Source organism: Rhodococcus sp. 06-156-4 (genome assembly GCF_002259345.1).
In the GTDB taxonomy this organism is placed as follows: Bacteria; Actinomycetota; Actinomycetes; order Mycobacteriales; family Mycobacteriaceae; genus Rhodococcoides; species Rhodococcoides fascians_E.
In genome coordinates this window covers 150,718-175,696 of sequence record NZ_NPGB01000028.1, presented here as the reverse complement: position 1 = coordinate 175,696, position 24,979 = coordinate 150,718, and the positions used below count along the sequence as shown (strand labels likewise).

The 24,979-nt window shown below is 64.6% G+C and carries 25 protein-coding genes; 12 read left to right on the top strand and 13 right to left on the bottom strand.

What is annotated here, in order from left to right; genetic code table 11:
- Window positions 1-74 precede the first annotated feature (74 nt).
- Genes CH290_RS20730 through CH290_RS20700 form a run of 7 tightly spaced genes read right to left on the bottom strand, consistent with a single transcriptional unit; the run spans window position 75 to window position 7,674 of the window.
- Window positions 75-1,211 carry a thiolase C-terminal domain-containing protein gene (locus tag CH290_RS20730; RefSeq protein WP_033190089.1) on the bottom strand — a complete coding sequence of 379 codons (1,137 nt, stop codon included), beginning with the start codon at window positions 1,209-1,211 and terminating at the stop codon, window positions 75-77.
- On the bottom strand, window positions 1,208-1,672 hold the full coding sequence (locus CH290_RS20725; protein WP_208601175.1) for a Zn-ribbon domain-containing OB-fold protein: 465 nt from the start codon (window positions 1,670-1,672) through the stop codon (window positions 1,208-1,210). Before CH290_RS20725 ends, CH290_RS20730 begins: the two co-directional genes overlap by 4 nt.
- A gap of 37 nt (window positions 1,673-1,709) precedes the next feature.
- Window positions 1,710-2,516 carry an acyl-CoA thioesterase domain-containing protein gene (locus CH290_RS20720; protein ID WP_020111000.1) on the bottom strand — a complete coding sequence of 269 codons (807 nt, stop codon included), beginning with the start codon at window positions 2,514-2,516 and terminating at the stop codon, window positions 1,710-1,712.
- Window positions 2,513-3,358 (bottom strand): MaoC family dehydratase, encoded by an 846-nt coding sequence (locus tag CH290_RS20715; RefSeq protein WP_020111001.1) that lies wholly within the window; start codon window positions 3,356-3,358, stop codon window positions 2,513-2,515. Before CH290_RS20715 ends, CH290_RS20720 begins: the two co-directional genes overlap by 4 nt.
- Window positions 3,358-4,287 (bottom strand): SDR family oxidoreductase, encoded by a 930-nt coding sequence (locus CH290_RS20710; RefSeq protein WP_033190088.1) that lies wholly within the window; start codon window positions 4,285-4,287, stop codon window positions 3,358-3,360. The genes CH290_RS20715 and CH290_RS20710 overlap by 1 nt, the downstream gene beginning before the upstream one ends.
- On the bottom strand, window positions 4,284-6,449 hold the full coding sequence (locus CH290_RS20705; RefSeq protein ID WP_033190087.1) for an acetate--CoA ligase family protein: 2,166 nt from the start codon (window positions 6,447-6,449) through the stop codon (window positions 4,284-4,286). Before CH290_RS20705 ends, CH290_RS20710 begins: the two co-directional genes overlap by 4 nt.
- Window positions 6,450-6,501: 52 nt before the next feature.
- Window positions 6,502-7,674, bottom strand: a complete 1,173-nt coding sequence (locus tag CH290_RS20700; RefSeq protein ID WP_020111004.1) for an acyl-CoA dehydrogenase family protein — start codon at window positions 7,672-7,674, stop codon at window positions 6,502-6,504.
- Between the two features lie 308 nt (window positions 7,675-7,982).
- Here CH290_RS20700 and CH290_RS20695 point away from each other — a divergent pair, with 308 nt between their 5' ends.
- The 6 genes from CH290_RS20695 (at window position 7,983) to CH290_RS20670 (ending at window position 14,160) form a co-directional block, all read left to right on the top strand.
- On the top strand, window positions 7,983-9,536 hold the full coding sequence (locus CH290_RS20695) for an ABC transporter substrate-binding protein (protein ID WP_052083224.1): 1,554 nt from the start codon (window positions 7,983-7,985) through the stop codon (window positions 9,534-9,536).
- Between the two features lie 46 nt (window positions 9,537-9,582).
- Window positions 9,583-10,515: an ABC transporter permease gene (locus CH290_RS20690; protein ID WP_020111006.1), complete on the top strand. Its 933-nt coding sequence runs from the start codon at window positions 9,583-9,585 to the stop codon at window positions 10,513-10,515.
- The gene (locus tag CH290_RS20685; RefSeq protein WP_033190086.1) at window positions 10,512-11,444 is read left to right on the top strand and encodes an ABC transporter permease; all 933 of its coding nucleotides are present in this window, start codon (window positions 10,512-10,514) and stop codon (window positions 11,442-11,444) included. Before CH290_RS20690 ends, CH290_RS20685 begins: the two co-directional genes overlap by 4 nt.
- On the top strand, window positions 11,441-12,541 hold the full coding sequence (locus CH290_RS20680; protein WP_052083223.1) for an ABC transporter ATP-binding protein: 1,101 nt from the start codon (window positions 11,441-11,443) through the stop codon (window positions 12,539-12,541). Before CH290_RS20685 ends, CH290_RS20680 begins: the two co-directional genes overlap by 4 nt.
- Window positions 12,538-13,563, top strand: coding sequence for an ABC transporter ATP-binding protein (locus CH290_RS20675; protein WP_033190085.1), 1,026 nt, complete (start codon window positions 12,538-12,540; stop codon window positions 13,561-13,563). Before CH290_RS20680 ends, CH290_RS20675 begins: the two co-directional genes overlap by 4 nt.
- A gap of 204 nt (window positions 13,564-13,767) precedes the next feature.
- Window positions 13,768-14,160, top strand: a complete 393-nt coding sequence (locus tag CH290_RS20670) for an SHOCT domain-containing protein (protein ID WP_019662919.1) — start codon at window positions 13,768-13,770, stop codon at window positions 14,158-14,160.
- Between the two features lie 51 nt (window positions 14,161-14,211).
- On the opposite strand, the gene CH290_RS20665 is transcribed toward CH290_RS20670, so the two are convergent.
- Complete coding sequence (locus CH290_RS20665; RefSeq protein ID WP_019662918.1) at window positions 14,212-15,111, bottom strand: LysR family transcriptional regulator; 900 nt, start codon at window positions 15,109-15,111, stop codon at window positions 14,212-14,214.
- A 72-nt stretch (window positions 15,112-15,183) separates the two neighbouring features.
- Here CH290_RS20665 and CH290_RS20660 point away from each other — a divergent pair, with 72 nt between their 5' ends.
- The 3 genes from CH290_RS20660 to CH290_RS20650 all read left to right on the top strand — a co-directional run bounded on the left by CH290_RS20660 (window position 15,184) and on the right by CH290_RS20650 (window position 18,152).
- Window positions 15,184-16,092, top strand: a complete 909-nt coding sequence (locus CH290_RS20660) for an EamA family transporter (protein WP_019662917.1) — start codon at window positions 15,184-15,186, stop codon at window positions 16,090-16,092.
- Window positions 16,093-16,183: 91 nt separating this feature from the next.
- Complete coding sequence (locus CH290_RS20655; RefSeq protein WP_033190084.1) at window positions 16,184-17,449, top strand: Mur ligase family protein; 1,266 nt, start codon at window positions 16,184-16,186, stop codon at window positions 17,447-17,449.
- Window positions 17,442-18,152 carry a type 1 glutamine amidotransferase gene (locus tag CH290_RS20650; RefSeq protein WP_026347396.1) on the top strand — a complete coding sequence of 237 codons (711 nt, stop codon included), beginning with the start codon at window positions 17,442-17,444 and terminating at the stop codon, window positions 18,150-18,152. The genes CH290_RS20655 and CH290_RS20650 overlap by 8 nt, the downstream gene beginning before the upstream one ends.
- Window positions 18,153-18,194: 42 nt before the next feature.
- Here the strand turns inward: CH290_RS20650 and recR are convergent, their stop codons facing one another.
- From recR to CH290_RS20635, 3 genes are read right to left on the bottom strand one after another with little or no spacing between them, the layout of a single operon-like run.
- Window positions 18,195-18,812, bottom strand: a complete 618-nt coding sequence (gene recR / locus CH290_RS20645; protein ID WP_026347395.1) for a recombination mediator RecR — start codon at window positions 18,810-18,812, stop codon at window positions 18,195-18,197.
- 1 nt (window position 18,813) lies between these two features.
- On the bottom strand, window positions 18,814-19,152 hold the full coding sequence (locus tag CH290_RS20640) for a YbaB/EbfC family nucleoid-associated protein (protein ID WP_026347394.1): 339 nt from the start codon (window positions 19,150-19,152) through the stop codon (window positions 18,814-18,816).
- Window positions 19,153-19,178: 26 nt separating this feature from the next.
- The gene (locus tag CH290_RS20635; RefSeq protein WP_019662912.1) at window positions 19,179-19,868 is read right to left on the bottom strand and encodes a siderophore-interacting protein; all 690 of its coding nucleotides are present in this window, start codon (window positions 19,866-19,868) and stop codon (window positions 19,179-19,181) included.
- Window positions 19,869-19,975: 107 nt separating this feature from the next.
- Between CH290_RS20635 and CH290_RS20630 the strand changes: the two genes are divergently transcribed.
- The gene (locus tag CH290_RS20630) at window positions 19,976-20,614 is read left to right on the top strand and encodes a TetR/AcrR family transcriptional regulator (RefSeq protein WP_230621045.1); all 639 of its coding nucleotides are present in this window, start codon (window positions 19,976-19,978) and stop codon (window positions 20,612-20,614) included.
- Here the strand turns inward: CH290_RS20630 and CH290_RS20625 are convergent.
- The gene (locus CH290_RS20625; RefSeq protein WP_019662910.1) at window positions 20,611-21,045 is read right to left on the bottom strand and encodes an SRPBCC family protein; all 435 of its coding nucleotides are present in this window, start codon (window positions 21,043-21,045) and stop codon (window positions 20,611-20,613) included. The genes CH290_RS20630 and CH290_RS20625 overlap by 4 nt on opposite strands.
- A 264-nt stretch (window positions 21,046-21,309) precedes the next feature.
- Between CH290_RS20625 and CH290_RS20620 the strand changes: the two genes are divergently transcribed.
- Both CH290_RS20620 and CH290_RS20615 read left to right on the top strand, forming a co-directional pair.
- A complete protein-coding gene (locus CH290_RS20620) occupies window positions 21,310-22,734 on the top strand; it encodes an FAD-binding oxidoreductase (protein WP_230621072.1) in 1,425 nt (474 codons plus the stop codon).
- Window positions 22,731-24,047 (top strand): class I SAM-dependent methyltransferase, encoded by a 1,317-nt coding sequence (locus tag CH290_RS20615; protein WP_019662908.1) that lies wholly within the window; start codon window positions 22,731-22,733, stop codon window positions 24,045-24,047. The genes CH290_RS20620 and CH290_RS20615 overlap by 4 nt, the downstream gene beginning before the upstream one ends.
- Here CH290_RS20615 and CH290_RS20610 read toward each other — a convergent pair.
- Window positions 24,044-24,961 carry an oxygenase MpaB family protein gene (locus tag CH290_RS20610; RefSeq protein ID WP_080748776.1) on the bottom strand — a complete coding sequence of 306 codons (918 nt, stop codon included), beginning with the start codon at window positions 24,959-24,961 and terminating at the stop codon, window positions 24,044-24,046. The genes CH290_RS20615 and CH290_RS20610 overlap by 4 nt on opposite strands.
- Window positions 24,962-24,979 lie beyond the last annotated feature (18 nt).

Below are 24,979 nucleotides of genomic sequence, written 5' to 3'. Positions count from 1 at the left end.
GTCTCGCTTCTGCGTCAGGAGAGCGTAATTCTAGAATTGGCGGACGGTCAAGTCGAAGCGGACTGATCATGTCCTCAGGCGGCCCCCAGTATCAGAGTGGCACCGGCCGCGAACATACCTCCGTTGCCCTGCACGAGCGACGTCCGTACGCCGTCGGCCTGGGCGGCGGCGGTTCCTCGCAACTGACGCACGGACTCCAGAATCGCGAACATCCCGTACATTCCGGTGTGCGTGTAGGACAGTCCTCCGCCATTGGTGTTGACGGGCAACGTTCCTCCGGGAGCGGTGTTCCCCTCTCGCACGAATTCTCCGGCATCCCCACGCCCTACGAATCCCAGGTCCTCGAGCCCGTAGAGCGGCAGATGGGCGAAGGCGTCGTAGATCATGACGTGGTCTATGTCGGACGTCGACAGGCCGGCGGATCGGAACGCGTCGGCTCCGGAGTTCTTGAAACCCTTGAACGACGTGAAATCCTCCATCATCGAGATACCCGGTCCTTCGTACCCCTCACCGGTTCCGAGGACGTGCACGGGTCGTACCTCGAGATCCCTCGCTCTCTCCGCGGTCGTCAACACCAGAGCACCGCCGCCGTCGGTGACCAGGCAACACTCGAGGAGGTGGAACGGCCAGGCAATGACCGGAGAATTCTGGACGTCGTCGACGGTGATGGGGTCACGGAACTTCGCACGGGGGTTCAAGCCTGCCCATTTCCGTTGTGCCACTGCCACATCTGCGAGATGACGCGCCTCGGTACCCGTCTCCTTCATGAAACGCAGGAAGGGGAGGGTGAACCGACTCGGCGGCCCGGTCACGCCGTAGGGCGCCTCGAACTGTCCCGGTAGCGACGCGGGGTCCGGTGCGTACGCGGGTGCACCGACTCGTGACCGCCCCGATTCGCCGTGGGTGATCAGCACGACCGAACACTGACCTGATTCGAGCGCGGCCACCGCATGGCGTACATGCGTCAGAAAGGACGTACCGCCCACACTGGTCGTGTCCATCCAGCGCGGCGTGATGCCCAGGCTGTGCGCGACGGACAACGGCCCCGGCATGGATACTCCAGCGATGCCGTCGACGTCGCCGATCGTCAGGCCGCAGTCCGCGAGCGCGTTCCGGGCAGCCTCGGTATGCAGCTTCAGCGTCGAATGGTCCGGTAGAACGCCGATTTCATCGGTTTCGGCGGCGCCGACGATGACCGTTCCCGAGCTCATGCGTTGCTCCCTTCGGGCCGGAACACCGGTACCTTGACGTCGCCGCGGTCCTCGAATTGCACGACGAGAGGCAGGTCGAGCGGCAGCAAGTCCGGGTCCGGGTCCACGCCGACGATGTTGGTCATCATCCGGGGACCTTCCTCCAGTTCGACGACGGCCACCACGTACGGACCATCGTTCTCGAACCCCGGTCCCGGCCGGTGTTCGATGACGTACGTGTGCAGGGTCGCGCGGCCCGAACAGTCGATCCACTCGACCCGTTCCGAACTGCACGACGGGCACAGGTCGCGCGGATAGAAGTACGTCGTGTGGCACTTCGAGCAGCGCTGCACCACGAGTCGTTCCTCGGTGGCGCACGCCCAGAAGTGGGCGGTCTCGGGCGTCGGTTTCGGCGCCATTTTGGGGCGCGCGGCCGCAGCGGGTGCGGAGATGCGCCGAGTATGGACCGTGGAACTGGTCATCGGTTTCTCTTTTCTCGGTCGTCGTACGTTCGTGAGGTCAGTAAGGAACTGCAGCCGATGCCGCCGTGCCGATGCGGCCGTGCACGTCGTGCAGAGCGCACACCGACACCGCTATACCGTTGTCCGCCTTGTGGTCCAGGTTCTCGAAACCGATCCACGGCCCGATCGGAAGGCGGCTGAGATACAACGTCACGTCGGCATTGATGAACTGCAGGCTGTCGGTACCCATGTTGGTGAACGGGCTGACCCAGTCCGCCGCCATCGCGGCGATCTCGAACGGAGAATCCGCCGAACCCTCCAGCAGCGGGCATGTCTCGCGGAACCACGAGAACTTCCGTGTGGGTGCACCGTCGCCGCTTCGGCGAACTTCACCGAAGTGCCGTGGTGCCCGACGCTCGGGAGGTGGCAGCAAGTCGGGCGCCGGTGCCTTGTACAGCTCCGGCACCCACGCCACCTGGGCTGCCTCACCTCCGGACCGCAGCGCTTGCACGCTGGCGAGCGCCACCGGCGTTCCGTCCACGGACGCCAGCACCTCGACGATGCGCACCCGTCGTCCCGATCGGCGGACCGAGGTGGTGATGTCTATCGGCTGCATCGGGATCGGCCGGAACAGGTCGGTGGTCATGCGCGCGGGATGCAGGCCGGCCAGATCCGAACGTTCCACTTCCCTCGCCATCAGACCCGACACGAGTCGCCCGTGCACGAGGTTCTCCGACCAGGGACTACGCGCATGTGGTCGCGGCACGTACCGTCCCTCGTCGCCGTCGAAGAATGCGGCGCCGTCGCCGACATCGTGTTCCGGTGCGGGCGCCGGCGTCGGGCCCGCGTCGGTTCCGGCAGTCATGCGACCACTACCGTTCCCCGGTCGATCACGACCGTTCCGTCCGAAAGTTCGGTTCGAAAGCGCGTGCCGTCGGCGGTGTTCCAGATCGACACCGTCAGATCCTGACCGGGGCGAACCGGCTTGGTGAAGCGACCCTCCATCGAGCGCAGCCTGGCTGGATCGGATCCGCAGAGTTCGTGCAACAGGGCACGACCGGTGATTCCGTACGTGCACAACCCGTGCAGGATCGGCCGGTCGAATCCGGCGCGTGCCGCGAACGACGGATCGGAATGCAGCGGATTCCGATCGCCCGAAAGGCGGTAGACGAGCGCTTGTTCCGGCCGCGTCGCATAGGTCACCTTCGCGTCGGGCGCACCCGACGGCATGGGCGCCACCTCCGGACTCGAGGCCCGTCCACCGCCGACCGTCTCGCCTCTGATGAACATCGACGAGCGAGTGGACGCGACGGGGGCGCCCGTCACGCTGTCGACGGCATCTGCTTCGACCACGACGAGCGCGCCACTCCCCTTGTCCTGCATGGATACCACCCGCGAGGTGACCTGTACGTCCCCGTCGACCGGTAGCAACCCGTCGATGTGGAACGACTGTTCGGCGTGGACCAGCATGGCGGGATCGAAGTTCCCCAGCTTACGTCCGGACGGGGCCTGTGTAGCCAGGACCGCGAACGTGGGGAGCACGCGTTGGTCGACCTGGGCCGAGTTCTCGGTGACGAACGGCAGCTCGTGCAGGGTGTGGTCCTGCCCGGCGCCGACGCCCACCGCGTACAGGAGGGCATCCTTGGATCCCCAGGTCCTCCGTGCCGGATCGCTCGGTACGCCGACAAGGGATTCGTCGAGCGGCATCAGCGCACTCCTTCGGGTATCGACCCGTTCATGCCCGCGTTCGGCGCGGCCTCGGCGACCAACCGAGGAATCACCTCGCCGAGTTCGCCTGGTTGCCACTTCGCGCCCTTGTCCTCGCTCGGTCCCGCATGCCAGCCTTCGGCGACGCTGATGTGGCCGCCTCGAACGTTGAACACTCGCCCGGTGATGCCACTCGACTGCTCGCTGCCCAACCAGACGACGAGGGGAGCGATGTTGTCCGCCGCGGACGGATCGAATTCACCGGGTGCGGGCTTCTCGCGTCGGGCATTTCCTCCGAGGTTCTCGGTCATGCGAGTGAGCGCCGCGGGTGCGATGGCATTGACGGTGACGCCGTACCGGGCCAGCTCCATCGAAGCGATGATCGACAAGCTGGCGATACCGGCCTTGGCCGCCCCGTAGTTGCCCTGCCCGACGTTCCCGTATATCCCGGACGACGACGAGGTGTTGATCACCCGAGCGTCCACTGCCGCGCCCGATTTGGACTGGCGCTTCCAGTACTGCGCGGCATGGTGGAGGGGCAGAAACGTTCCGCGCAGATGCACCCGGATGACGTCGTCCCACTCCGCCGCAGTCATGTTGGTCAACATTCGATCTCGCAGGATGCCTGCATTGTTGACGAGTACGTGGAGGTCACCGTATTCCTCGATGGTGTCGGTTATCAGCCGGCGAGCGCCTTCCTCGTCCGACACGTCGGAACCGTCGACGCGGGCGCGACCACCCTCGGCTCGAATCATCTCGACCACGTCGCCCGCCGGACCGTCCGCACTGCCGGTTCCGTCGACGTCGGCTCCGATGTCGTTGACGACGACAGTCGCCCCTTCACGCGCGAACTCGAGCGCATGCCCGCGGCCGATGCCACGTCCGGCCCCGGTGACGATCACTACTCTGCCTTCACAGATCCCTGTCATCGAAACTCCTCGTCCTTCTCGTCGTCTGTCGCCGTCCAGGTGATGAGTGCATCGAGCGCCTCGCAGTGCGAACCGTTCACCATCAGCGGATTGATCTCGAGCGCCTGCAGTCGGTCGCCTAGCCCGGCCGCGACGTCGGCGACCGTCTTGACCGTGCGAGCGAGCGCATCGAGGTCGACCGGGGTCGTGCCGCGTGCACCCTTCAGCAGGGTGATTCCGCGTAGGCCCTCGATGGCCTGACGAACGTCGTTCTCCGTTACCGGCAGCACCTTGACCGCGGCGTCCGCAAGTACTTCGACCCACACGCCGCCCAATCCGACGGCGAGCGTCAACCCCCACACCGGGTCCCTGACGACACCCACGAGCATCTCGATTCCGTCCATGCTGCGTTGGGGTTGGACGACGGTTGCGACGCCGCGGGAGCCCAGTTCGGTCAATGCCGACGTCACCGAGTCGAAAGCGTCGCGCACCGCGTCCGGACCGTGCAGGTTCAGCCGCACTCCGCCGATGTCGCTCTTGTGACCCAGACCGTCGGCCACGGCTTTGAGCACGACGGGATAACCGAACTCGGCTGCCGCGGTCACGGCCTCCTCCGCCGTCGACGCCAGCGTCGTCGGGACCACCGGAACTCCCTGCTCGGCAAGGAGTCTGCCTGCCGAATACTCGGTCCACATTCCCGTCGGTTCACGATCGAACGTCAGCGGCACGGGATCGACTGCCACGTCGGCGTTCTCGGCCGTCGTCGCCCGATGCAACGCTCCCCAGCGGACAGCGTTGCTCAGCGCAGTCATACCGTGTTCTATGCCGCCGAGCACATGCGGAAAGTCGACGGAGTTCGACACCGACCGGCCGTAATCCGTGACGTCGGTGAGAACAGTGCTGAGCACGACCGTCGGCACGGCCGTGGTGCGAATGTTCTTCGCGGACTCACCGTATGCGGTCAACGCCGCATCCGGGTCCGGACCGGGAACTCGCGGCAGTTCCGACAGGAGAACAGCGAAGTCGACGTCGTCGTCCTCGGCGACCACCGCGAGCGAGCGGCGCATCAACGTCCGGTCGATCACGACGTAACCGGTCACATCGAGCGGATTCTGCACGGTGGCGAAGTCCGGCACGATCTCGTGCAGCCTGTGAGTGGTGTCGGCCGAGAACGTCGGTAGTTGCAGTCCCTCGTCCTCGGCGCGATCGGCGATGATTTCCGAGGCCCCACCGGAGGGCGTGACGACCCCCATTCGCGGTCCGGGCAGTCCACCGCCGAGACTTGCCATCAGACCGGCCGTGAGGATGAGATCTTCCAACGACCTGACCCGAATGACGCCCATCTGCTCGAACGCGGCGTCGATGACGGAGTTGTCCCCGACGAGTGCCCCGGTGTGCGCGAGTGCAGCCCGCGCGCCCAGTGCGCTTCGGCCGATCTTCAGTGCGACGATGGGCTTGCCTGCGTGCAGGGCCCGGTGCGCTATCCGACGGAACTCGACCGGATCCCGTACCGATTCCAGGAACAACGCGATGACGGAGGTGGCCGGATCGTCGACGAGGTACTCCATCACGTCGGTCACGGACATCATCGACTCGTTGCCCATGGCGGTCAGGAAGCTCAAGCCGACGTTCCTGGTCTGCGCGAACTGTAGAACCGAGCTGGCCAATGCACCGCTCTGCAGGACGAACCCGACGGACCCGGTCAGGAGCGGGCGTCCGATGGGCAGACCGTAAGGAGTGATTCCCTCGGCCGCGTTGATGAAACCGTTCCCGTTCGGACCCAGCACCGTCAACCCGCTCGCCCGCGAGAACGCCACTATCTCGTCTTCGAGCGCCTTGCCTTCCTGACCCGTTTCGCCGAATCCCGACGTCAGGATCACTGCCGCGCGGACGCCCTGGTCGACGGCGTCGCGCAGCGTCGGCAGCACCACCGTCGTGGGAACCATGACGAAGACGAGGTCGACCACCTCCGGCAACTCTGCGAGCGCGGAGTAGGTCTTCTCGCCGTGCACGACGGCACTGCGGCGATTGACGAGGTACACGTTCCCCTCGAACTCGCTGTCCTTGATGTTTCGAAAGGTGTTGAGGGACCACGGCGACTTGTCCGTCGCCCCGATCAGCGCAATGGATCGGGGTTCGAAGAGCGCACGCAGGTCGATGCCTTCGATGGTCGGGTTGGTCATGTGACGAGTTCCTGTCTTCGACTGAGGCGTTCGATTACCAGCATCACCGGCGTCAGTGCCCGAAGCCGTCGGAATTGACATATCCCTTGATGAGATTCCGCGCGATCGTCCGGCGCTGAATCTCGTCCGTTCCTTCGAAGATTCGAAGCAACCTCAGTTCGCGATACCACCGTTCGATGGGGAGTTCCTTCGTGTATCCCATCCCACCGTGGATCTGCAGCACTCGGTCGACGACGTTGTTGGCGGTGATCGACCCGTGAAGTTTGGCGACCGACGAGACATGCCGTGCATCGACGCCCTGCGCCACCGCCCACGCTGCGCGAAGCGTGAGCAGTTTCGTGGACTCGATCTCGACGTGCGAGTCTGCGATCTGCCACTGGATTGCCTGGTACTCGGCGATCGGGTGCCCCATAGACACTCGATTCTTCGAGTGCTCGATCGCCATCTGGAGAAGCCGTTCCGCCGAACCGATGGCACGGGCGGGGATCATGTACCGCCCCTGCCCTATCCAACTCATCGCAAGGTCGAATCCTTTGCCGACCTCGCCGAGGACGTTCGATTCCGGCACACGCACATCGACGAAGGACAATGCAGCCGGTCCCCACTGCCCCATCGTCGGGATAGGAGTGGACGTCCATCCCATGTCGCGATCGACGATGAAACACGTGACTCCTCCGTTCGCGCCCTTCTCCTTGTCGGTCACCGCGAACACCATGACGAAGTCGGCCTCGTTACCTCCGGTGATGAAGATCTTCTCACCGTTGATGATCCAGTCGGATCCGTCCTTGACCGCGCGGGTCTTGATGTTTCGTGCATCGGAGCCGGCGCCTGGCTCGGTTATCGCGAAACACGATCGCCGCTCACCTTCGATCGTCGGGATCAGATACCGCTGCTTCTGATCGTCGTTCGCGCCGTACAGAATGTTGTCGGCGGAACCACCGAACGAGAACGGCACGAAGGTCCTGCCTGCCTCCGCAGCGATGATGGCGCTCATCACCGGGCCGAGGTTCGCTCCGCCGTACTCCTCGGGTGTGTTGATCCCCCAGAATCCCGACTTCTTGGCCTTCGCGCGTAGCTCCTTCACGACGCCGTCCTCGAGGCCCGGCCTACCTTCGCGCTCGTTGCGCAGCACTTCGCTCTCGAGCGGAATGACCTCCTTCTCGAGGAATGCGCGCACCGACTTGCGCATCAATTCTTCTTCTTCGTTCAGGGCGAAATCGACCATGACCTGACTTCCCTTCCAGGAGTTCGGAGCTACGATTCGTAGGAGGATCGAATCTCATTCTAGAACTTCGATCTAGTGCGACCCTGAAGTATCCACGCCCGGTTTGTCAAGACCGAATCGCTCGATCGGGCCAAGCCTTGACACTGGATAGGTTTTAGAACATCCTTCTAGAAATCGCCCTGCAGCCCGGGGCGTGGCACATCGACGAAGTACCCGGCAGCTCAGGCTCGCAGTCGATCTGAACTTCCGAGAACACTTCCTCCCCAGCCCGGGGGAATGGCCACCTCTACGAAAAACGGAGGTTCCACATGTCGCGCAGATCGATTCTCGGTCGAGCCCTCGCGATCCTCACCGTGTGCGCCGTGTCGACGGCGTGCGCCGCTATCGACCAGCGGACATTCGACGCGAACGCGCTCGACCGCGACGCCACCGTCGTGTACGGACAGATCGTCGTCCCGAGCAGTCTCGATCCGCATCGCGGAGTTACTGAAAACGACCTACCGTTACTTGCCGTCATCTACGATCGGATCACCGACGTCGACACCGACGGCAACCCGGTACCCATGCTGGCCGAGAGTTGGGAGTTGGACGAGGAGAACGCTACTTTCACCCTGAAAATGCGTGCGGGAGCTACATTCTCGGACGGTACGCCGGTAGATGCTGCAGCCGTGAAGGTCAACATCGACCGAATCCTGAACGATCCCCAGACCACCATCAAGGGACAGATCGACAAGACGATCGGATCCGTCGATGTGGTCGACGATTCGACGGTCCGCTTCGACCTGGTGGGCCCGGGTGGAGCATTGCCGACGCTTCTGGCGTCACGACCCGGAATGCTCATCTCACCCGCGGCGCTCGGAAACACCGACCTGGATCAGAATCCGGTCGGCGCAGGCGCTTTCAGGATGACGAGCAGCATTCCCGGTACCGCTTACCACTTCGAGCGTCGCCCCGACTACTGGGACGACGACGCCTATCGGTACAGCAAGCTCACCTTTCTCATCCAACTCGACACCGCGACTCGCATGAACTCGCTCCAGGCGGGAGAGTCCACGATGACAGGAGTGGTGGGCCCGCAGAAGGAGGAAGCGAAGGCCGGCGGACTGCAGGTCTTCACCTCCGAGGGCGCGAGCACCAGCATGGCCCGGATCTCCCTGAACTCCGCCAGGAGCGAGTTCGGCAACAAACAGGTGCGACAAGCGATGAATCTGGCGATCGACCGCGCAGCCATCTCGCGAGTTCTGTACTCCGGTGACTGCATTCCCGGCGCCCAGCCGTACCCCGAAGGATACTTCGCGCACAGCGACGCACTGGACGACAGCGGCTGGTCCTCCTACGACCCCGACCGTGCCCGCGCTCTTCTCGACGACGCCGGACTGCCCGACGGATTCACCTTCACCGCAGCAGTGCCGAGCTTGTCCATCTACCAGAACAACGCCCAGGTGGTCCAGCAGAATCTGGCCGATGTCGGTATCGACATGCGGATCGAGGTGATGGACGCGACGCAGGCACGTGCCCGGTTCGTCACGGGCGAGGCGGATGCACTCGTCGGCCAGTACGGCGGAGGGACCGATCCCGGCCTCTACGCACAGTCGGCGTACCTCCCCGGTGGCGGTGACAATCCCGGCAGGCTCACTACCGACCGGATGGCCGAGCTGTACGACGCAACGGCCCGCTCCACCGACGTCGACGAGCGCAAATCCGCATACGAAGACCTTCTTGCCGAGGCATTCGACATGGGGCCGGCGCAGATCGTTCTCTGCCACTCGGTGGCATCGGTCGCCAGCCAGGGCAACATCGGAAACTACGTGTTCTACAAGACCGGTGGCACCGGTCTGCGGACCTTGGACGTAAGCAAGTGACATCCACCTTCGATCCGAACGAGGTGTTCCAATTGTGTTGATATTCATGATCAAACGACTACTCGCCGCCATTCCCGTGCTGATTCTCGTGACCGTTCTGAGCTTCTCGATGATTCACCTCATTCCCGGCGACGCCGCAGTGGTCGCGGCGGGCGAGAACGCCACGGCAGAACAGATCGCCGAGACCAGAGCTCAACTCGGCCTCGACCAGAACATCGTGGTGCAGTACTTCAGCTGGGTCGGCAACCTGATGTCCGGCGACTTCGGAACGTCACTGCTGAGCAGCCACAAGAACATCGACGCGATACTCGAAGCACTGCCCGTGACGCTGTCTCTCGCGTTCGTCGCCCTGTCCTGGTCGCTGGTCGTCGGTGTACTCGCGGGTGTCATGGCGGGGTTGCGCCGAGGGACGTGGATCGACCGCACGCTGACCGGACTGACGACGTTGGGAATCTCCATGCCCAGCTTCTGGCTCGGCCTTCTGTTCGTCACTTTCTTCTCCCTGCAGTTGCGACTCTTCCCCGCGACCGGATACGCACCGCTCAGCGAAGGTGTGGTGGCATGGTTCTCCCACCTCGCGCTGCCGGCGTTCGCCTTGGGAACCGTCACCGCCGCGGAGATCGCACGACAGGCCCGCGCCGGCGTCATCGATGTGCTCGAACGGGACTACATCCGTACCGCCACGGCCAAAGGGCTGCCCAGGTGGAAGGTCATCGTCAAGCACACGTCCAAGAACGCTGCGGTTCCTGTCGTCACCGTGTTCGGGCTTCAGGCGGCCGCGCTCATCGGAGGCGCCGTCATCATCGAGCAGGTGTTCGGGATGCCCGGCCTCGGATCAGTGGCACTGAAGGCCATTCTCGAGCGCGACTTCCCGGTGATCCAAGCGTTCGTCGTCGTGATCACCCTGTTCGTGCTCGTCATCAACCTCGCCGTCGACATCTCGTACGCGTACTTCAACCCGAAAGCCAGGCAATCATGACGAGCACACCACTCTCCGCGCCCCTGAGCGGTGCACGACGGCGTCTCGGTTCGTCGGCCGGCACGAAATCGAGGCCCGCACCCCCGTCGCCGGGCAGGATCTTCGTCCGTCGAATCCTGCGTTCGCGTACGAACGTCGTCTGCCTGACGTTCCTAGGCCTTCTCGGTGTGATCGGCGTGGCAGCGCCCTGGATCGCCCCGTACGACCCGGCTTATCAGAAGTTGGCTTCGGCATTCCTGCCGCTGTTCTCCGACGGTCACATTCTCGGGACGGATCAATTGGGACGCGACACCTTGAGTCGGCTCATCTACGCAACCCAGATCTCGCTGGTCGCTCCGCTCATCGCCGTCGGGTTCGCCGCCGCCACCGGCCTGCCCCTCGGGCTGCTCGCGGGCTACCTCGGCGGAAAGTTCGATTGGATCACCGGCCGCATCGCCGACGCGCTCATCGCTCTTCCCGCACTGGTCCTCGCACTGGCCATCATTGCCATCTTCGGTCCAGGCCTGGTCAACGCGATGCTCGCGGTCGGCGCCGCATCGGCGCCCCGACTGTTCCGTGTGGTGCGTGGTTCCACCATCAACGTACGCGAGGAAACCTACATCGAGGCGAGCAAGGTCGTCGGATGTTCCACTCCTCGAACGGTTCTGATGCACGTACTGCCGAACGTCAGGAGCCCGCTGCTGGTTCAGATCACGCTGATGCTCTCGCTGGCGTTGCTCGCGGAAGCCGGCCTGAGCTTCCTCGGCCTCGGCGTTCAACCGCCGACTGCAAGTTGGGGTTCCATGCTGCGTAGCGCATTCGACAACCGCTTTCAAAGCCCATGGATGGTTGTTCCCCCCGGTCTCGCGATCATGCTCACCATCTTGTCCCTGAACATGCTCGGCGACGGGATCCGCGATGCCGTCGGCCAGGAACGGAGGAAGTCATGACCTCTTCCCACACGCTACGAAAGCCCGAACGGACCGGCCACGGGTTGCTCAGCATCCGAGACCTCCAGGTGGAGTTCAGAACGGACTCCGGGTGGACGCCCGTCGTCACCGGAGCTCAGCTCGATCTGGAGCCGGGCGGTACGCGGGCGCTCGTCGGCGAATCAGGCTCCGGCAAGACGGTCACCGCGTTGTCGGTGCTCGGACTGCTCCCCAAGCACAACAGCCGGATCACCGGCGGAACAATCGAATTCGACGGTACCGACCTGCTGGGCAAGACCGAATCTCAGATGCGCCGTATCAGGGGCCGCGAGATCGCGATGATCTTCCAGGAGCCGATGACGAGCCTCAACCCCGTCTTCACCGTCGGCGAGCAGATCGCCGAGACAGTGCGCGCGCACATGGGCAGATCACGCAAACAGGCATGGGCACGAGCAGTCGAGGTTCTGGACCTCGTCGGCATCCCCGCTGCCGCACGCCGTGCGAAGGACTATCCGCACAGCTTCAGTGGCGGCATGCGTCAACGGGCCATGATCGCGATGTCCATCGCCTGCGATCCCAAACTCCTGATCGCCGACGAGCCGACGACGGCGCTGGACGTCACGGTTCAGGCCGGCGTACTCCAGCTTCTCCGACGGCTGCAGGCCGACCTCGGTACAGCGGTGCTGTTGGTCACGCACGACCTCGGCGTGGTGGCGGACTTCTGCGACGAGGTGACCGTGATGTACGCGGGTGAACCCGTGGAAACCGGTCACGCGGACGACGTGTTCGACGAACCACTGCATCCCTACACCGCGGGACTGTTGGCGTCTCTGCCGCAGCGAATCAAACCCGGCGACGACCTCGTTGCCATTCCCGGCATGGTGCCGCGCCCGGAGAACATGCCCGTTGGATGCCGCTTCGCTCCTCGCTGCAGCCATTCTCGGGCAGGGACATGCGACAGCATGCATCCGGAGTCGATCGAGATCCGCGACGGAAGAAGCACACGGTGCGTGCGGGTCGTCGACGGCGAGATCGGAGACCTCCTGCCTGCACTTCCTATCGAAGCCGTCCCGGCGGCCACCGCCATCGACCCCGGCGATCTGGAGGAGATCCGATGACCGCACCCGAGAAGCAGGTCCTCCTGGACGTGCGAAACCTGTCCAAGTCGTTCGTTCGTTCGCGGGACGTCTTCGGCCGGCCACGCGAGACGGTCCAGGCCGTGCGCAACATCAGCGTCAGCGTTCGGACCGGTGAGACACTCGGCATCGTCGGCGAATCGGGATCCGGCAAATCCACACTCGGTAGGTCGATCCTGCGCTTGGAAGAACCCGAACAGGGCGAAGTGCTCTACCAGGGTGAGAACCTTCTCGACCTCCGACGCGGAGCACTACGTCGCAAGCGTCGAGAACTGCAGATGATCTTCCAGGACCCGTATGCGTCGCTGGACCCGACCAAGACCGTCGGCAATGCGATCGCGGAGCCCATGCGCATCTTCGATCGGCGCAGCCGGTCCGACTACGAGGACCGAGTCGCGTCGTTGCTGACCAAGGTCGGCCTCCGAACCGAGTTCGCCGCTCGCTATCCGGGCGAGATGTCCGGCGGCCAGAGGCAACGCGTCGCGATCGCCCGCGCGCTCGCGCTCGACCCCAAGATCATCGTCGCGGACGAGGCAGTGTCCGCGCTGGACGTGTCCACGCAGTCCGAGGTGATCAACCTGCTCGTGCACCTCACCAAGGAATTCGAACTGACCTGCCTGTTCATCTCGCACAACCTCGGCGTGGTCCGCCACATCAGCGACCGAATCGCCGTGATGTATCTGGGCCGAATCGTCGAGATCGGTACCGCCGCACAGGTGTACGAGTCACCACGACATCCGTACACCTACGCGTTGCTCTCGGCGATTCCTGTACCCGATCCCGCGATCCAACGTGCCCGCCCGAAAACGGTCCTCGACGGTGACGCACCCGATCCCGCACACCCGCCCGCGGGGTGCGCGTTCGCATCGCGATGCCCGCACGCACGAAAGATCTGCACGACAGACGAACCGGCACTCGAGACCCGTGACAACGGATCCCGATCCGCCTGCCATTTCGCCGATGAAGTGCGCTCCAGCCTGGCGGCACCGTCGCTCACCGGCTGACCCGGCATCGGTTACCCACGAGGGCCCCTGTTCCGCCGTTCGGGCGGAGCAGGGGCTCTCGTGGTTTCCCACCGCCCCCGGCTCCGATGACTCCATCTGTACCTGCCGATGCAGGTGAGCTGGAGCGGAACGGGACCAATTCACCCGCTGAGGATGATGATCTTGTTCGGTGCTGCCTGAGACCATTCGGGGACCTTCTGCCGAATGGAGCACCGAATCGTGGATTCCTTCTGGGATTTTCTGTGGTTGATCGTCGTCAGCTTTGCCTTCGTCGCCTACCTGATGGTGCTGTTCTCGATCATCGGCGACCTGTTCCGCGACCACAAGAGCTCCGGATGGGCCAAGGCTGTGTGGGTGCTGTTCCTCATCATCGCGCCGTTCCTGACCGCTCTCGTCTACATCATCGTCAAGGGCGGCGACATGACCAAGCGTCAGGTGCGGGCCCTCCAGCACGCCAAGGACGAGCAGGAGCAGTACATCAAGCAGGTCGCGGGGCGCACCTCTGCCGAGGAAATCGCGCACGCGAAGGAACTCCTGGATGCCGGCACCATCACCGAGGAGGAATTCGCGCAGCTCAAAGCCAAAGCCCTCACGTGAGTTTTACCTGCTTTCGGGTCGCTCCGCAGGCTCCGCTCCTGCCGCCCCCTGCTATACATTTCTGCTCACAGCGGCGGCTTCCTTCTCGAATGCATCCACTGTCGCGGCGATGGCCGGAAGCGTCGTCGCATTCGGCCTCGTCGCGAGTTCGTAGATCCTGCCCGCACGCACACCTGCCAGCGGTCGGGTGATCACACCCGGGTGCCCGACGGCGTAGCGCGGCATCAGTGCGACTCCGTGGCCTCGGGCAACGAGTTCCTCGGTGACCCGGAAGTCGTTGATGCGCTGAATCACTCGTGGCCGAACGCCCGTGGCAGCGGCGACCGACAGCAACACGTCGTCCACCGGGAACCCGTCGCGGACGCTGATCCACTCCTCGTCCACGAGCCGGCGCACGTCGACGGACTCCTCGGAGGCCAATCGATGTGTCAGGGGTAGAAGTAGATCGATGGGCTCTCGCATCAGCGTTCGCACTTCGAGGCGGGGCGCGGCCGTGGCGGGTGCACTGTCGTCGCGATGGGTCAGTACGACGTCGTAGTCGGCCAGCAGCGCAGGCACCGACGATGCAGGAACGTCCTCGTCGCGTGCGTCGACCTGTGTTCCGCTGTCGTGCAACCGATTCAGCACACCCGGCAGCAGCAGCCCAGCACCCGAGGGAAACAACGCCACGCGCACGCGTCCCCGCGGCGATGCACCGTACGACGCCATCTCCGCGCTTGCCCGGTCCAGTGCGCCGAGCACCTCGTCGGCCCGCAGAACCAGTGCGGCACCCGCATCCGTGAGTCGGAGGCGTCGACCGTCGGGTTCGAGGAGCGGCACACCGGCCTCGCGAGCAAGGATTTTCAGTTGCTGCGACACCGCGGACGGGGTCATCGACAGGGCGTCGGCCACTGCCCCGGCCGTCCCTCGATCGGCGAACTCCCGGAGTATCCGCAACCGCTCCACGTTCATGTAGGGAATCTTAACTGTCAATGCTGAATAATTCGATTGTGCTGATGCATTGAACTCCGCCACGATGGACCCGTGCCCACTCGTGACCGCCTCCTCGGAGTGACCGTGGCCGTGCTCTGGGGCTTGAACTTTCTCGCCATCCGCGTCGGCCTCGACCACTTCCCACCGTTCTTCTTCGCTGCACTCCGGTTCCTGGTCATCGCCGTACCGGTGATCCTGTTCGTCCGCCGCCCGGACGTCCCCGTGAAGTGGCTCCTGCTCTACGGATTCGGGTTCGGCTTCCTTCAGTTCGCGTTCCTGTTCGCCGCGATGAACGCCGGAATGCCGACAGGCCTCGCCTCCCTGGTGCTGCAGTCCTCCGCGCCGTTCACGATCATCCTCGGTGCTCTGCTGTTGCGCGAGAAGGTCAGCAGGCGTCAGATTCTGGGCATCACCGTCGCCGTCGCCGGAATGTGCCTCATCGGGTACGACCGCGCCCAAGCGGCATCCCTGATACCCGTCGTACTCACTCTTCTCGCCGGGCTCGGATGGGCGTTCGGCAACCTCGGCAACCGCCTCGCCCGCGGGGAAGAACCGATGCGCTCGATGCTGTGGATGTGCGTCGTTCCACCGATCCCGATGCTCGCCCTCTCCACCGTGGTCGAAGGTCCGACCACCGGATGGCACGCTCTCGCCACCGCGTTCAGCTGGGACGGTTGGCCTGCGCTCGCCGGACTCGCCTACATCGTGCTGCTGGGGACGATAGCCGGATCCGGATTGTGGACGGTCCTGATCAGCCGCCACCCCGCAGGCGTCGTCGCACCGTTCTCACTGATGGTCCCCGTCGTCGGCATCGCGGGCGCCTGGATCTTCCTCGACGAGACCCCCAGCGTCCTGTCGATGGTGGGAGCAGCCGTCGTCATCGCCGGGTGCCTCGGCGGAATGTCGACCAAGCGAAGGACACGGACCGCTGCGACCACCGTGGAACCCTTACGCGTGTGAGACGTGGTGGGCCTCACAGCCGCGCCGAGGGGGCCGCGCCACCGTCGACGCCGACGAGAATCCACCGGCAGGTTTGTGCCAGACTCGGCGCATGGTTCGAGCAGACGAGCGCAGAGCGGCTATCGGAGCGCGCGGCCGGCTGGCACTCCGGGCAGCCGAGGCTGCAACGTGGGCGTCACGCAAGGCAGGACGCGGCAAAGGGTCGATGATCGGCGGGCTCGTCGCCCTCAAGATCGACCCGGACATTCTGACCGGACTCGGGTCCGGGCGTCGCACCGTCGTCGTCACGGGAACGAACGGAAAATCGACGACGACGCGGATGACCGCCGCCGCGCTGGGGACGCTCGGCGACGTGGCGACTCAAGCCGACGGCGCCAACATGGACGCAGGAATCGTCGCTGCACTGCACGCACATTTCGATGCCCCGCTCGCAGCCCTCGAGGTGGACGAACTGCACGTCCCGCACGTCTGCGACGCCGTATCTCCCGCCGCGGTGGTACTTCTCAATCTCAGCCGCGACCAACTCGATCGCGTCGGCGAGATCAACATGATCGAACGCAAACTGCGTGCGGGTCTCGCACGACACCCGGAAACCGTCGTGATCGCCAACTGCGACGACGTGTTGGTCACTTCGGCTGCGTTCGACGCCCCGAACGTCGTGTGGGTCGCCGCCGGAGGCGGCTGGGCGGGCGACTCGGTGTCGTGCCCCCGCACCGGAGAACCGATCATCCGAGACGGCGAACACTGGTACTCGACCGGAAGCGACTTCGCCCGACCCGCACCGGATTGGTGGCTCGACGAGAACAACCTGTACGGCCCCGACGGCCTCGTCGTACCGATGTCGTTGTCCCTCCCCGGAAAAGCCAACCGAGGCAACGCAGCTCAGGCCGTCGCTGCAGCAGTGACGCTGGGCGCGGATCCCCAGGACGCAGTGGCCGCCGCGTCGGGAGTCGACGAAGTGGCCGGTCGCTACTCCACGGTCCAGTACGGATCTCATTCCGTCCGAATGCTTCTCGCGAAGAACCCAGCAGGCTGGCAGGAGGCACTGTCGATGATCGACCCGACCGTCGACGGACTCGTCATCGCCGTCAACGGGCAGGTTCCGGACGGCGAGGACCTGTCCTGGCTGTGGGACGTGCGGTTCGAACACTTCGAGAACGTTGCCGTCGTCGCATCGGGCGAGCGCGCAACCGATCTCGGCGTGCGCCTGCTGTACGCGGGGTCGAAGCACACCACCGTCGCAGATCCGCTGAAGGCCATCGCATCCTGCCCACCAGGGCGAGTCGAGGTGCTGGCCAACTACACCGCGTTCCGCGACCTCGGGCGCGCACTCGCACGGGAGCACGGCAATGTCTGAATCCACCGTCCGCATAGGCCTGGTACTCCCCGATGTCATGGGGACGTACGGCGACAACGGAAACGCTTTGATCCTGCGGCAACGGCTCAGGATGCGGGACATCGACGCCGAGATCGTCCAGGTCACCCTGGGCGATCCCGTTCCCGAGTCGCTGGACGTCTACACCCTGGGCGGCGCCGAGGATTCCGCTCAGCGCCTCGCGACGCGGCATTTGACGCAGTACCCCGGCCTGCAGAACGCCGCGGCGCGCGGGGTCCCGGTGCTCGCGATCTGCGCCGCCATCCAGGTACTCGGTCACTGGTACGAGACCTCGTCCGGCGAAAAGGTCGACGGCATATCCCTGTTCGACGTCACGACGGCACCCCAGGAAACACGATCCATCGGTGAAGTCATCACCGAACCCGTCGTCACCGGTCTCACCGAGAAGCTCTCCGGATTCGAAAACCACCGTGGTGGAACAACTCTGGGACCCGATGCAAGTCCACTGGCGACGGTCACCCACGGCGTCGGCAACGGCGTCGGCGACGGCCGCGAAGGCGTCGTACAGGGGTCGGTGATCGGGACCTACATGCACGGTCCGGTCCTCGCCCGAAACCCCCAACTGGCCGATTACCTGCTCGAGCGCGCGACCGGGACCATCCTGGCCCCCCTCGATCTGGCGGAGGTCACACAGTTGCGTCGGGAGCGGCTCCGCCGCACGTGAGCAGAACGGAGCCTGCGGAGTGACGCGCAGGCTCCGCTCCACTCACGTGTCGCGGAGCGACCTCCTACCGGTCAGCGCCCTGCCCAGAGTCAATTCGTCGGCGAATTCCAGGTCCCCACCCATGGGGAGACCCGAGGCCAGCCGGCTGATGGCCAGACCGGGGAAATCGCGCATCATGCGCGCCAGGTAGGTCGCCGTCGCCTCCCCTTCGGTGTTGGGGTCGGTGGCGATGATCACCTCGGAGACGTCCACGCCGTCGTCCTGATTTCCGATGCGCACCAGAAGTTCTCGGATCCTGAGCTGGTCCGGACCGATGCCGTTGAGTGGATCGAGCGCACCGCCGAGGACATGGTATCGGCCCTTGAATTCGCGCGTACGCTCCACGGCCTGAACGTCTTTCGGCTCTTCGACGACGCAGATAATCGACCGATCCCGCCGCGGGTCGGCACAGATACGACACAGTTCCTTGTCCGAGACGGTGCCGCACACGGTGCAGAACTGAACCCCGTCACGTACACGCGCCAACGCTTTGATCAGCCGGTCCACCTCGGGCGGTTCGACGCCGAGGAGGTGAAAAGCTATCCGCTGAGCGCTCTTCGGCCCGACGCCGGGCATTTTGCCGAGCTCGTCGATCAGATCCTGTACAGGACCTTCGTACACCTCAGAATCCAGGTAGGCCGAGCGACCCACCGCCGAGGCCACCCGCCAGAGGGCCGAGCTTCTCCGCTGCGACCGCGGACGCCGACTTCGACGCGTCGGCGATGGCTCCGATGACGAGGTCCTGCAGCGTTTCGACGTCCTCCGGGTCGACGATCTTGGGGTCGATCACCAAGCCGACGAGTTCGCCGGTTCCCTTCACCGTCGCGGTGACGAGCCCGCCGCCCGCCTGACCGGTCACTTCTGCGTCGGCGATCTCCGCCTGGGCCGCCATCAACTGCTGCTGCATCTGCTGGGCCTGCTGCATGATCGAGGCGATGTCTGGCTGCTCACCGGGTTGCACAGTGATGTCCTCTCGGTTCGGGTACGTCACCTACGAGAGTAGTAGCCGAACACGCGGACGTGATCGTCCGCCAGCCCAGCGGCCAGACACGCGGCTCGGATCTCGTCCATCCGACCGGACTCGCCGGTTCCCCACACCGTGACCGAGCTGTCCAGCCTCATCCGCCTCGCGGCGGTGACCAGCGGGTCGAATCCGAGTTCGGTGTGGAAACTCATCACGCTGACACCGTCCACGTCGGGCAGGTCGGCGACATCCTCCGGCCGAGGGGTGTCCACCCACAGCGTGCCGAGCGTTCCTGCGGGCCACGAGCGAAGAACGGCGCGGGCGGCGGGGATGGACGGTTCGTCGACGAACATGTGCACACGTCGTCCGTCGCCGAAACGAGGTCCGAATCCAGCGCCTATCGGCGCGATTCGCGTACGCGTGCCGACCTCGACCGAATCCAGCCACCGCGACATCATCGTGCTCTCGTGCGACGGCGTGTACTCGATGTCGACGATGCCGTGCGCCGCGTCGAACCGTCGGACACGAAAATCCCGCTCGTCGACGCCGGGGAATCGCAACTGTTCGGCTATCGCGTCCTCGTCCCAATCACGCTGGTAGCTCCCGGCCGACAGAAGCGACGTCATTCGCATCGTGCCTGGTCGTGGCCTGCCGATCGCCAACGTGTGCATCGTCGGCACCGCGGCGTCGATGACGCCGTGCGGATACTCCACAGCCCGCTCCCTTCACCCCGACCGTGACTTGAGTAAGGCTAAACTTTGCTCGAAGTTTGCCACACGTCGACCCCTGTCGACACGTGAACACGCCTTAAGCTGCAGATATGCAAGAGTCTCGACCCAGCCGTCGCCGCGTGACCCTCGAAAAATTGATCGAGACGGGCATCTCGCTGACGTTGCCGAACCTGACGGTCAAGGCATTGGCGGAAGAATTGGGTGTCAGCATCGTCGCCGTGTACAACAACATCGACAGCCTGGATGCACTCAGAACCGCGGTGGCGGAAGAGATCCTCGCTCGATGGGAGTTCCCCATCCCTGACGCGGACGCCACGCTCGAGGAATCGCTGATGGACCTCAGCCTGCGTTTGCGCTCCCTGGTCCACCGTAATCCAGGTATCGCTCGGTATCTCCTCGACATCGGGACGTCGTCGCCGGGCGCGCTGGCGCGGATCGACGAGGTGCAGATGGAGTACTCGACGTTGTACGAGCTGACGCCCAAGCAAGCGAACTTCATCGTGACGGTGGTCGCGGAGCACGCGGTGGCGTTGTCGGAGATGGTGCACGTCGAGGGACGTGAGCGGGAGGACGACGCGGCAGTCCTCGCGAGGTCGGATCTGAAGCTGATTCCGCGCACCATCGACGGAAAGAAGCGTGACGACGACTCGAACTACGAGTGGTCGATGCGCGCCCTCATCATGGGCGCATCGGTCGTCATCGACCACCCGCGGTTCTCGACCTACTAGCGGACCTCGCGCTCGAGATTGGCCAAAGTCTGTGCCTGGATCTTCTTCAGACCGAGCGGCGCGAAGGTCTTCTCGAAGAAGCCACCGATGCCACCGGCGCCTTTCCACTCGGTCGTGGTGGTGACCTCGCTGCCAGCTCCCGACGGGGCAACGGTCCAGGTGGTGACCATCGAGGAGTTGGCGTCGCGTTCGACGATGGTGGAGCCGTCGACCGCGACGGTCGCCTTCACGTTGCGCGACCGCTTCGAGGTGGCCTGCAGTGTCCACTGCGCGACGGTGCCGTTGCCCTGACCGCCCTCGACGACGGTGTAGTCGAGGTACTGCTCGGGGAGGATCCGCGGGCGTACCGTCTCGTAGTCGACGAGTGCCGCCAACACCTGCTCGGGTGCCTGAGCGATGGTGATGGAACTGCTGGCGCTTACCTGTGCCACGTGGTGTCTCCTCGGGTCGACGCGAATTGTGAGTCCTGGCGCTCCATCCTGCCCTTCCCGATGACCCGGACGGGAACAGGATGTCAGGGTGTGTGACAGGGTTCACCGGGATTTATTTAGCTGCACAAACGACATGCATGCTGCATACATTTGTCCGTAATGCCTCGTTCGACGACAACATTTACGTGAAATTTCGCAGTCGAGGCCGCATACTCGGTGGCTCCGCGGCACGCCTGGATATAGCGTCTTCATGTGCCATCTGCGATTGCTCTTCCCCGACGTAGGCCCGCCCCGCGAGAAAGCGGATTCGCCGCACATCGTGCCGGCGTGGAACTGCTGCTCGAGAGTTACCGCGCCATCCCCGCTTCCGCAACCGTGCGCCTGGCGAAGAAGACCTCGAACCTCTTCCGCGCCCGCGCGGCATCGACGGCCCCCGGCCTCGACGTATCGGGCCTGACGAGCGTCATCACGGTCAACCCACAGGACCGGACGGCCGACGTCGCCGGAATGTGCACGTACGAGGACCTCGTCGCCGCGACGCTTCCGTACGGTCTGGCACCGTTCGTCGTACCGCAGCTCAAGACCATCACCCTCGGTGGCGCGGTCACCGGCCTCGGCATCGAGAGCACGTCGTTCCGTAACGGGCTGCCTCACGAATCGGTCCTGGAGATCGACATCCTCACCGGCAGCGGGACCGTCGTCACCGCCACTCCCGACGGCGAGAATTCCGACCTGTTCTGGGGTTTCCCCAACTCCTACGGAACGCTCGGATACTCGACCCGCCTGAAGATCCAGCTCGAGCCCGTGCTGCCGTACGTGGAGTTGCGCCACCTCCGTTTCCACGACCTCGACGTCATGCAGGCCACGATGGACGACATCGTGCGGGACCGCTCCTACGAGGGCATCGGAGTGCAGTACCTCGACGGCGTCGTGTTCACGCCGGAGGAAAGTTACCTGACCCTCGGCGTCCAGACTTCCGCTCCCGGTCCGGTCAGCGAGTACCACGCCGGGTCCGAGATCTACTACCGTTCGATACAGCAGAAGACCACAGACCGCCTGACCATCGCCGATTACCTGTGGCGTTGGGACACCGACTGGTTCTGGTGCTCCCGTGCGTTCGGAACTCAGAACCCCAGGATCAGGCGTTTCTGGCCCAAGAAGTACCGCCGGTCCAGCTTCTACTGGAAATTGATCGCGCTCGACCGTAAGTACGACATCGCCGATCGACTCGAAGCCCGCAAGGGAAACCCGCCGCGCGAACGGGTGGTTCAGGACATCGAGGTCCCGATCGAGAACACGGCCTCGTTCCTGCGGTGGTTCCTGAAGGAAATCCCCATCGAGCCACTGTGGTTGTGCCCGTTGCGACTTCGCGAGCCGGCCCCTCCCGGCGCCGACGCTGCGCGCCCGTGGCCCCTCTACCCCCTCGAACCGAAACGAACCTACGTCAACGTCGGCTTCTGGTCCTCGGTCCCCATCGTCCCCGGTGAGCCCGACGGTGCGGCCAACCGCGCCATCGAGAAGAAGGTCACCGATTTCGACGGCCACAAGTCGCTCTACTCCGATGCGTTCTACTCCGAAGCCGAGTTCTCCGAACTCTACGGCGGCGAGAGGCTCGCAGAACTGAAGAAACGATACGACCCCGATTCCCGATTGCTGGATCTGTATTCGAAGGCGGTGCAAGGAAAATGACAACGTTCAAGGAACCCACGGCGCAGGACGCGCACCGAGCGAACAAGCTCACCATCTCTCAGATCCTCGAGCTTCTGTCCGACGGAAACATCCCACTGCGCTTCACCGCGTACGACGGAAGCGCCGCAGGCCCCGAGGACGCGACCCTCGGCCTCAACCTCAAGAGTCCCCGCGGAACCACCTACCTGGCAACAGCTCCCGGCGACCTCGGAATGGCACGCGCCTACGTCTCCGGTGACCTCGAAGCCGTCGGCGTCCATCCCGGAGACCCGTACGACATCCTCCGCGTCATGGGCGACGAACTGCATTTCCGGCGCCCCGGCGCGCTGACCCTGGCGTCGATCACTCGCTCGCTCGGCTGGGATCTGTTGCGACCCATCGCACCTCCTCCGCAGGAAGTGGTGCCGCGGTGGCGTCGAATCGCCGAAGGCCTTCGCCACTCGAAGACGCGCGACGCCGACTCGATCTCCCACCACTACGACGTGTCGAACACGTTCTACGAGTACGTCCTCGGGCCGTCGATGACGTACACCTGCGCCGCGTACACCTCGGAGGACGATTCGCTCGAGGCCGCGCAGGAGAACAAGTACCGACTCGTGTTCGAGAAGCTCGGCTTGAAGGAAGGCGACCGGCTGCTCGACATCGGGTGCGGCTGGGGCGGAATGGTGCGATACGCCGCACGCCGGGGCGTCAAGACCATCGGCGCGACGCTGTCGAAGGAACAGGCGGCGTGGGCCCAGAAGGCCATCGCCGACGAAGGACTGTCCGACCTCGCGGAGGTTCGCTTCTCCGACTACCGCGACATTCCGGAGTCGAACTTCGACGCGGTGTCCTCGATCGGCCTGACCGAACACATCGGCGTGCAGAACTACCCGTCGTACTTCGAGGCCATCAAGTCGAAACTGCGCGTCGGCGGCCGGGTGTTGAACCACTGCATCACCCGCCCGGACAACCGGAGTCACGCCCGCGCCGGATCCTTCATCGACCGGTACGTCTTCCCCGACGGTGAACTGACCGGCTCCGGCCGCATCATCACCGAAATGCAGGACGTGGGCCTCGAGGTCCGGCACGAGGAGAACCTGCGTGAGCACTACGCGCTGACCCTGAAGGCATGGTGCAAGAACCTGGTGGACAACTGGGATGCCTGTGTCGCCGAAGCCGGCGAGGGAACCGCACGAGTGTGGGGCCTGTACATGGCCGGCTCACGTCTCGGCTTCGAGCGCAATGTCGTTCAGCTGCACCAGGTCCTCGGCGTCAAGCTCGGACCGAAGGGCGCTGCCGACGTACCCCTGCGCCCCTGGTGGGAGGGCTAACCGTGGTAGTGCCTCGGATCGCCCGCGGCGCTGGCCGGCGGTAGGTTGCGCGCCGGAGTCTGCACCAGCGGACTGTCCGGCGCGATCCGCCCGGTTGCCCGGTCCCATCCGGCCCTGGCCCGCGGATGCATGCGGCGCCTGCGCGGAACCAGCGAGAACGCCGCATTCACTCCCCGCCCCACCAACTCGAACAACTTCTCGTCACGGTCGTTCCACGTGTAGCCCAACAGCCGACGCACCGGCTCGTCGTACATTCCTACCGTCATCCACACGGCTCCACGTGCTATCGGCACCCGCATGACCGCCCACACTGCGTCGGGAATCCAGGTCGCACGGGGCGGCTGTTCGATCTTCGACAGATCGAGCACTCCGCGGGTTGCCCTGTTGTCCTCGAGGACCTCGGTGCACATCCGTTTCCAGTAGAGCTGAAAGTCCTCCCACGTTTTCGGCACCGGTTTCATGCTCATGCCGTACAACCGGTACCACTGGATGTGCTCGGTGAAGAGCTGACGCTTCTGGTCCTCGGTGACCCCGCCCATGAAATGCTGGGCCGTCAGGACGGTGCCCATGAAGAACGTCGCGTGCGCCCAGTAGAACGTCTCCGGGTCGAGCGCGTGGTATCGCCTGCCCTGCGAGTCGATGCCCTTGATGTCGGTGTGGTATCCGCGCACCTGCAGCGCACTCTGTTCCGCCCGGTCGCCGTCGAACACCACGCCGCCGATGGGATAGAGCGATCGGTAGAGCCGCTCCCACCTTTCGTCGAAGAATGTGGAGTGTTGCTCGACGCCTGCCCCGAGACCCGGGTGCATGTTCTGCATCGACCCGGCCCAGACGCCTTGCAGCAGCCCCCGCCAGTCTCCGAAGTACTTCCAGGTGAGTGAGTCAGGTCCGAGCGGCTCATTCTGACTACGCATGTTGTCAGCTTAAGATTG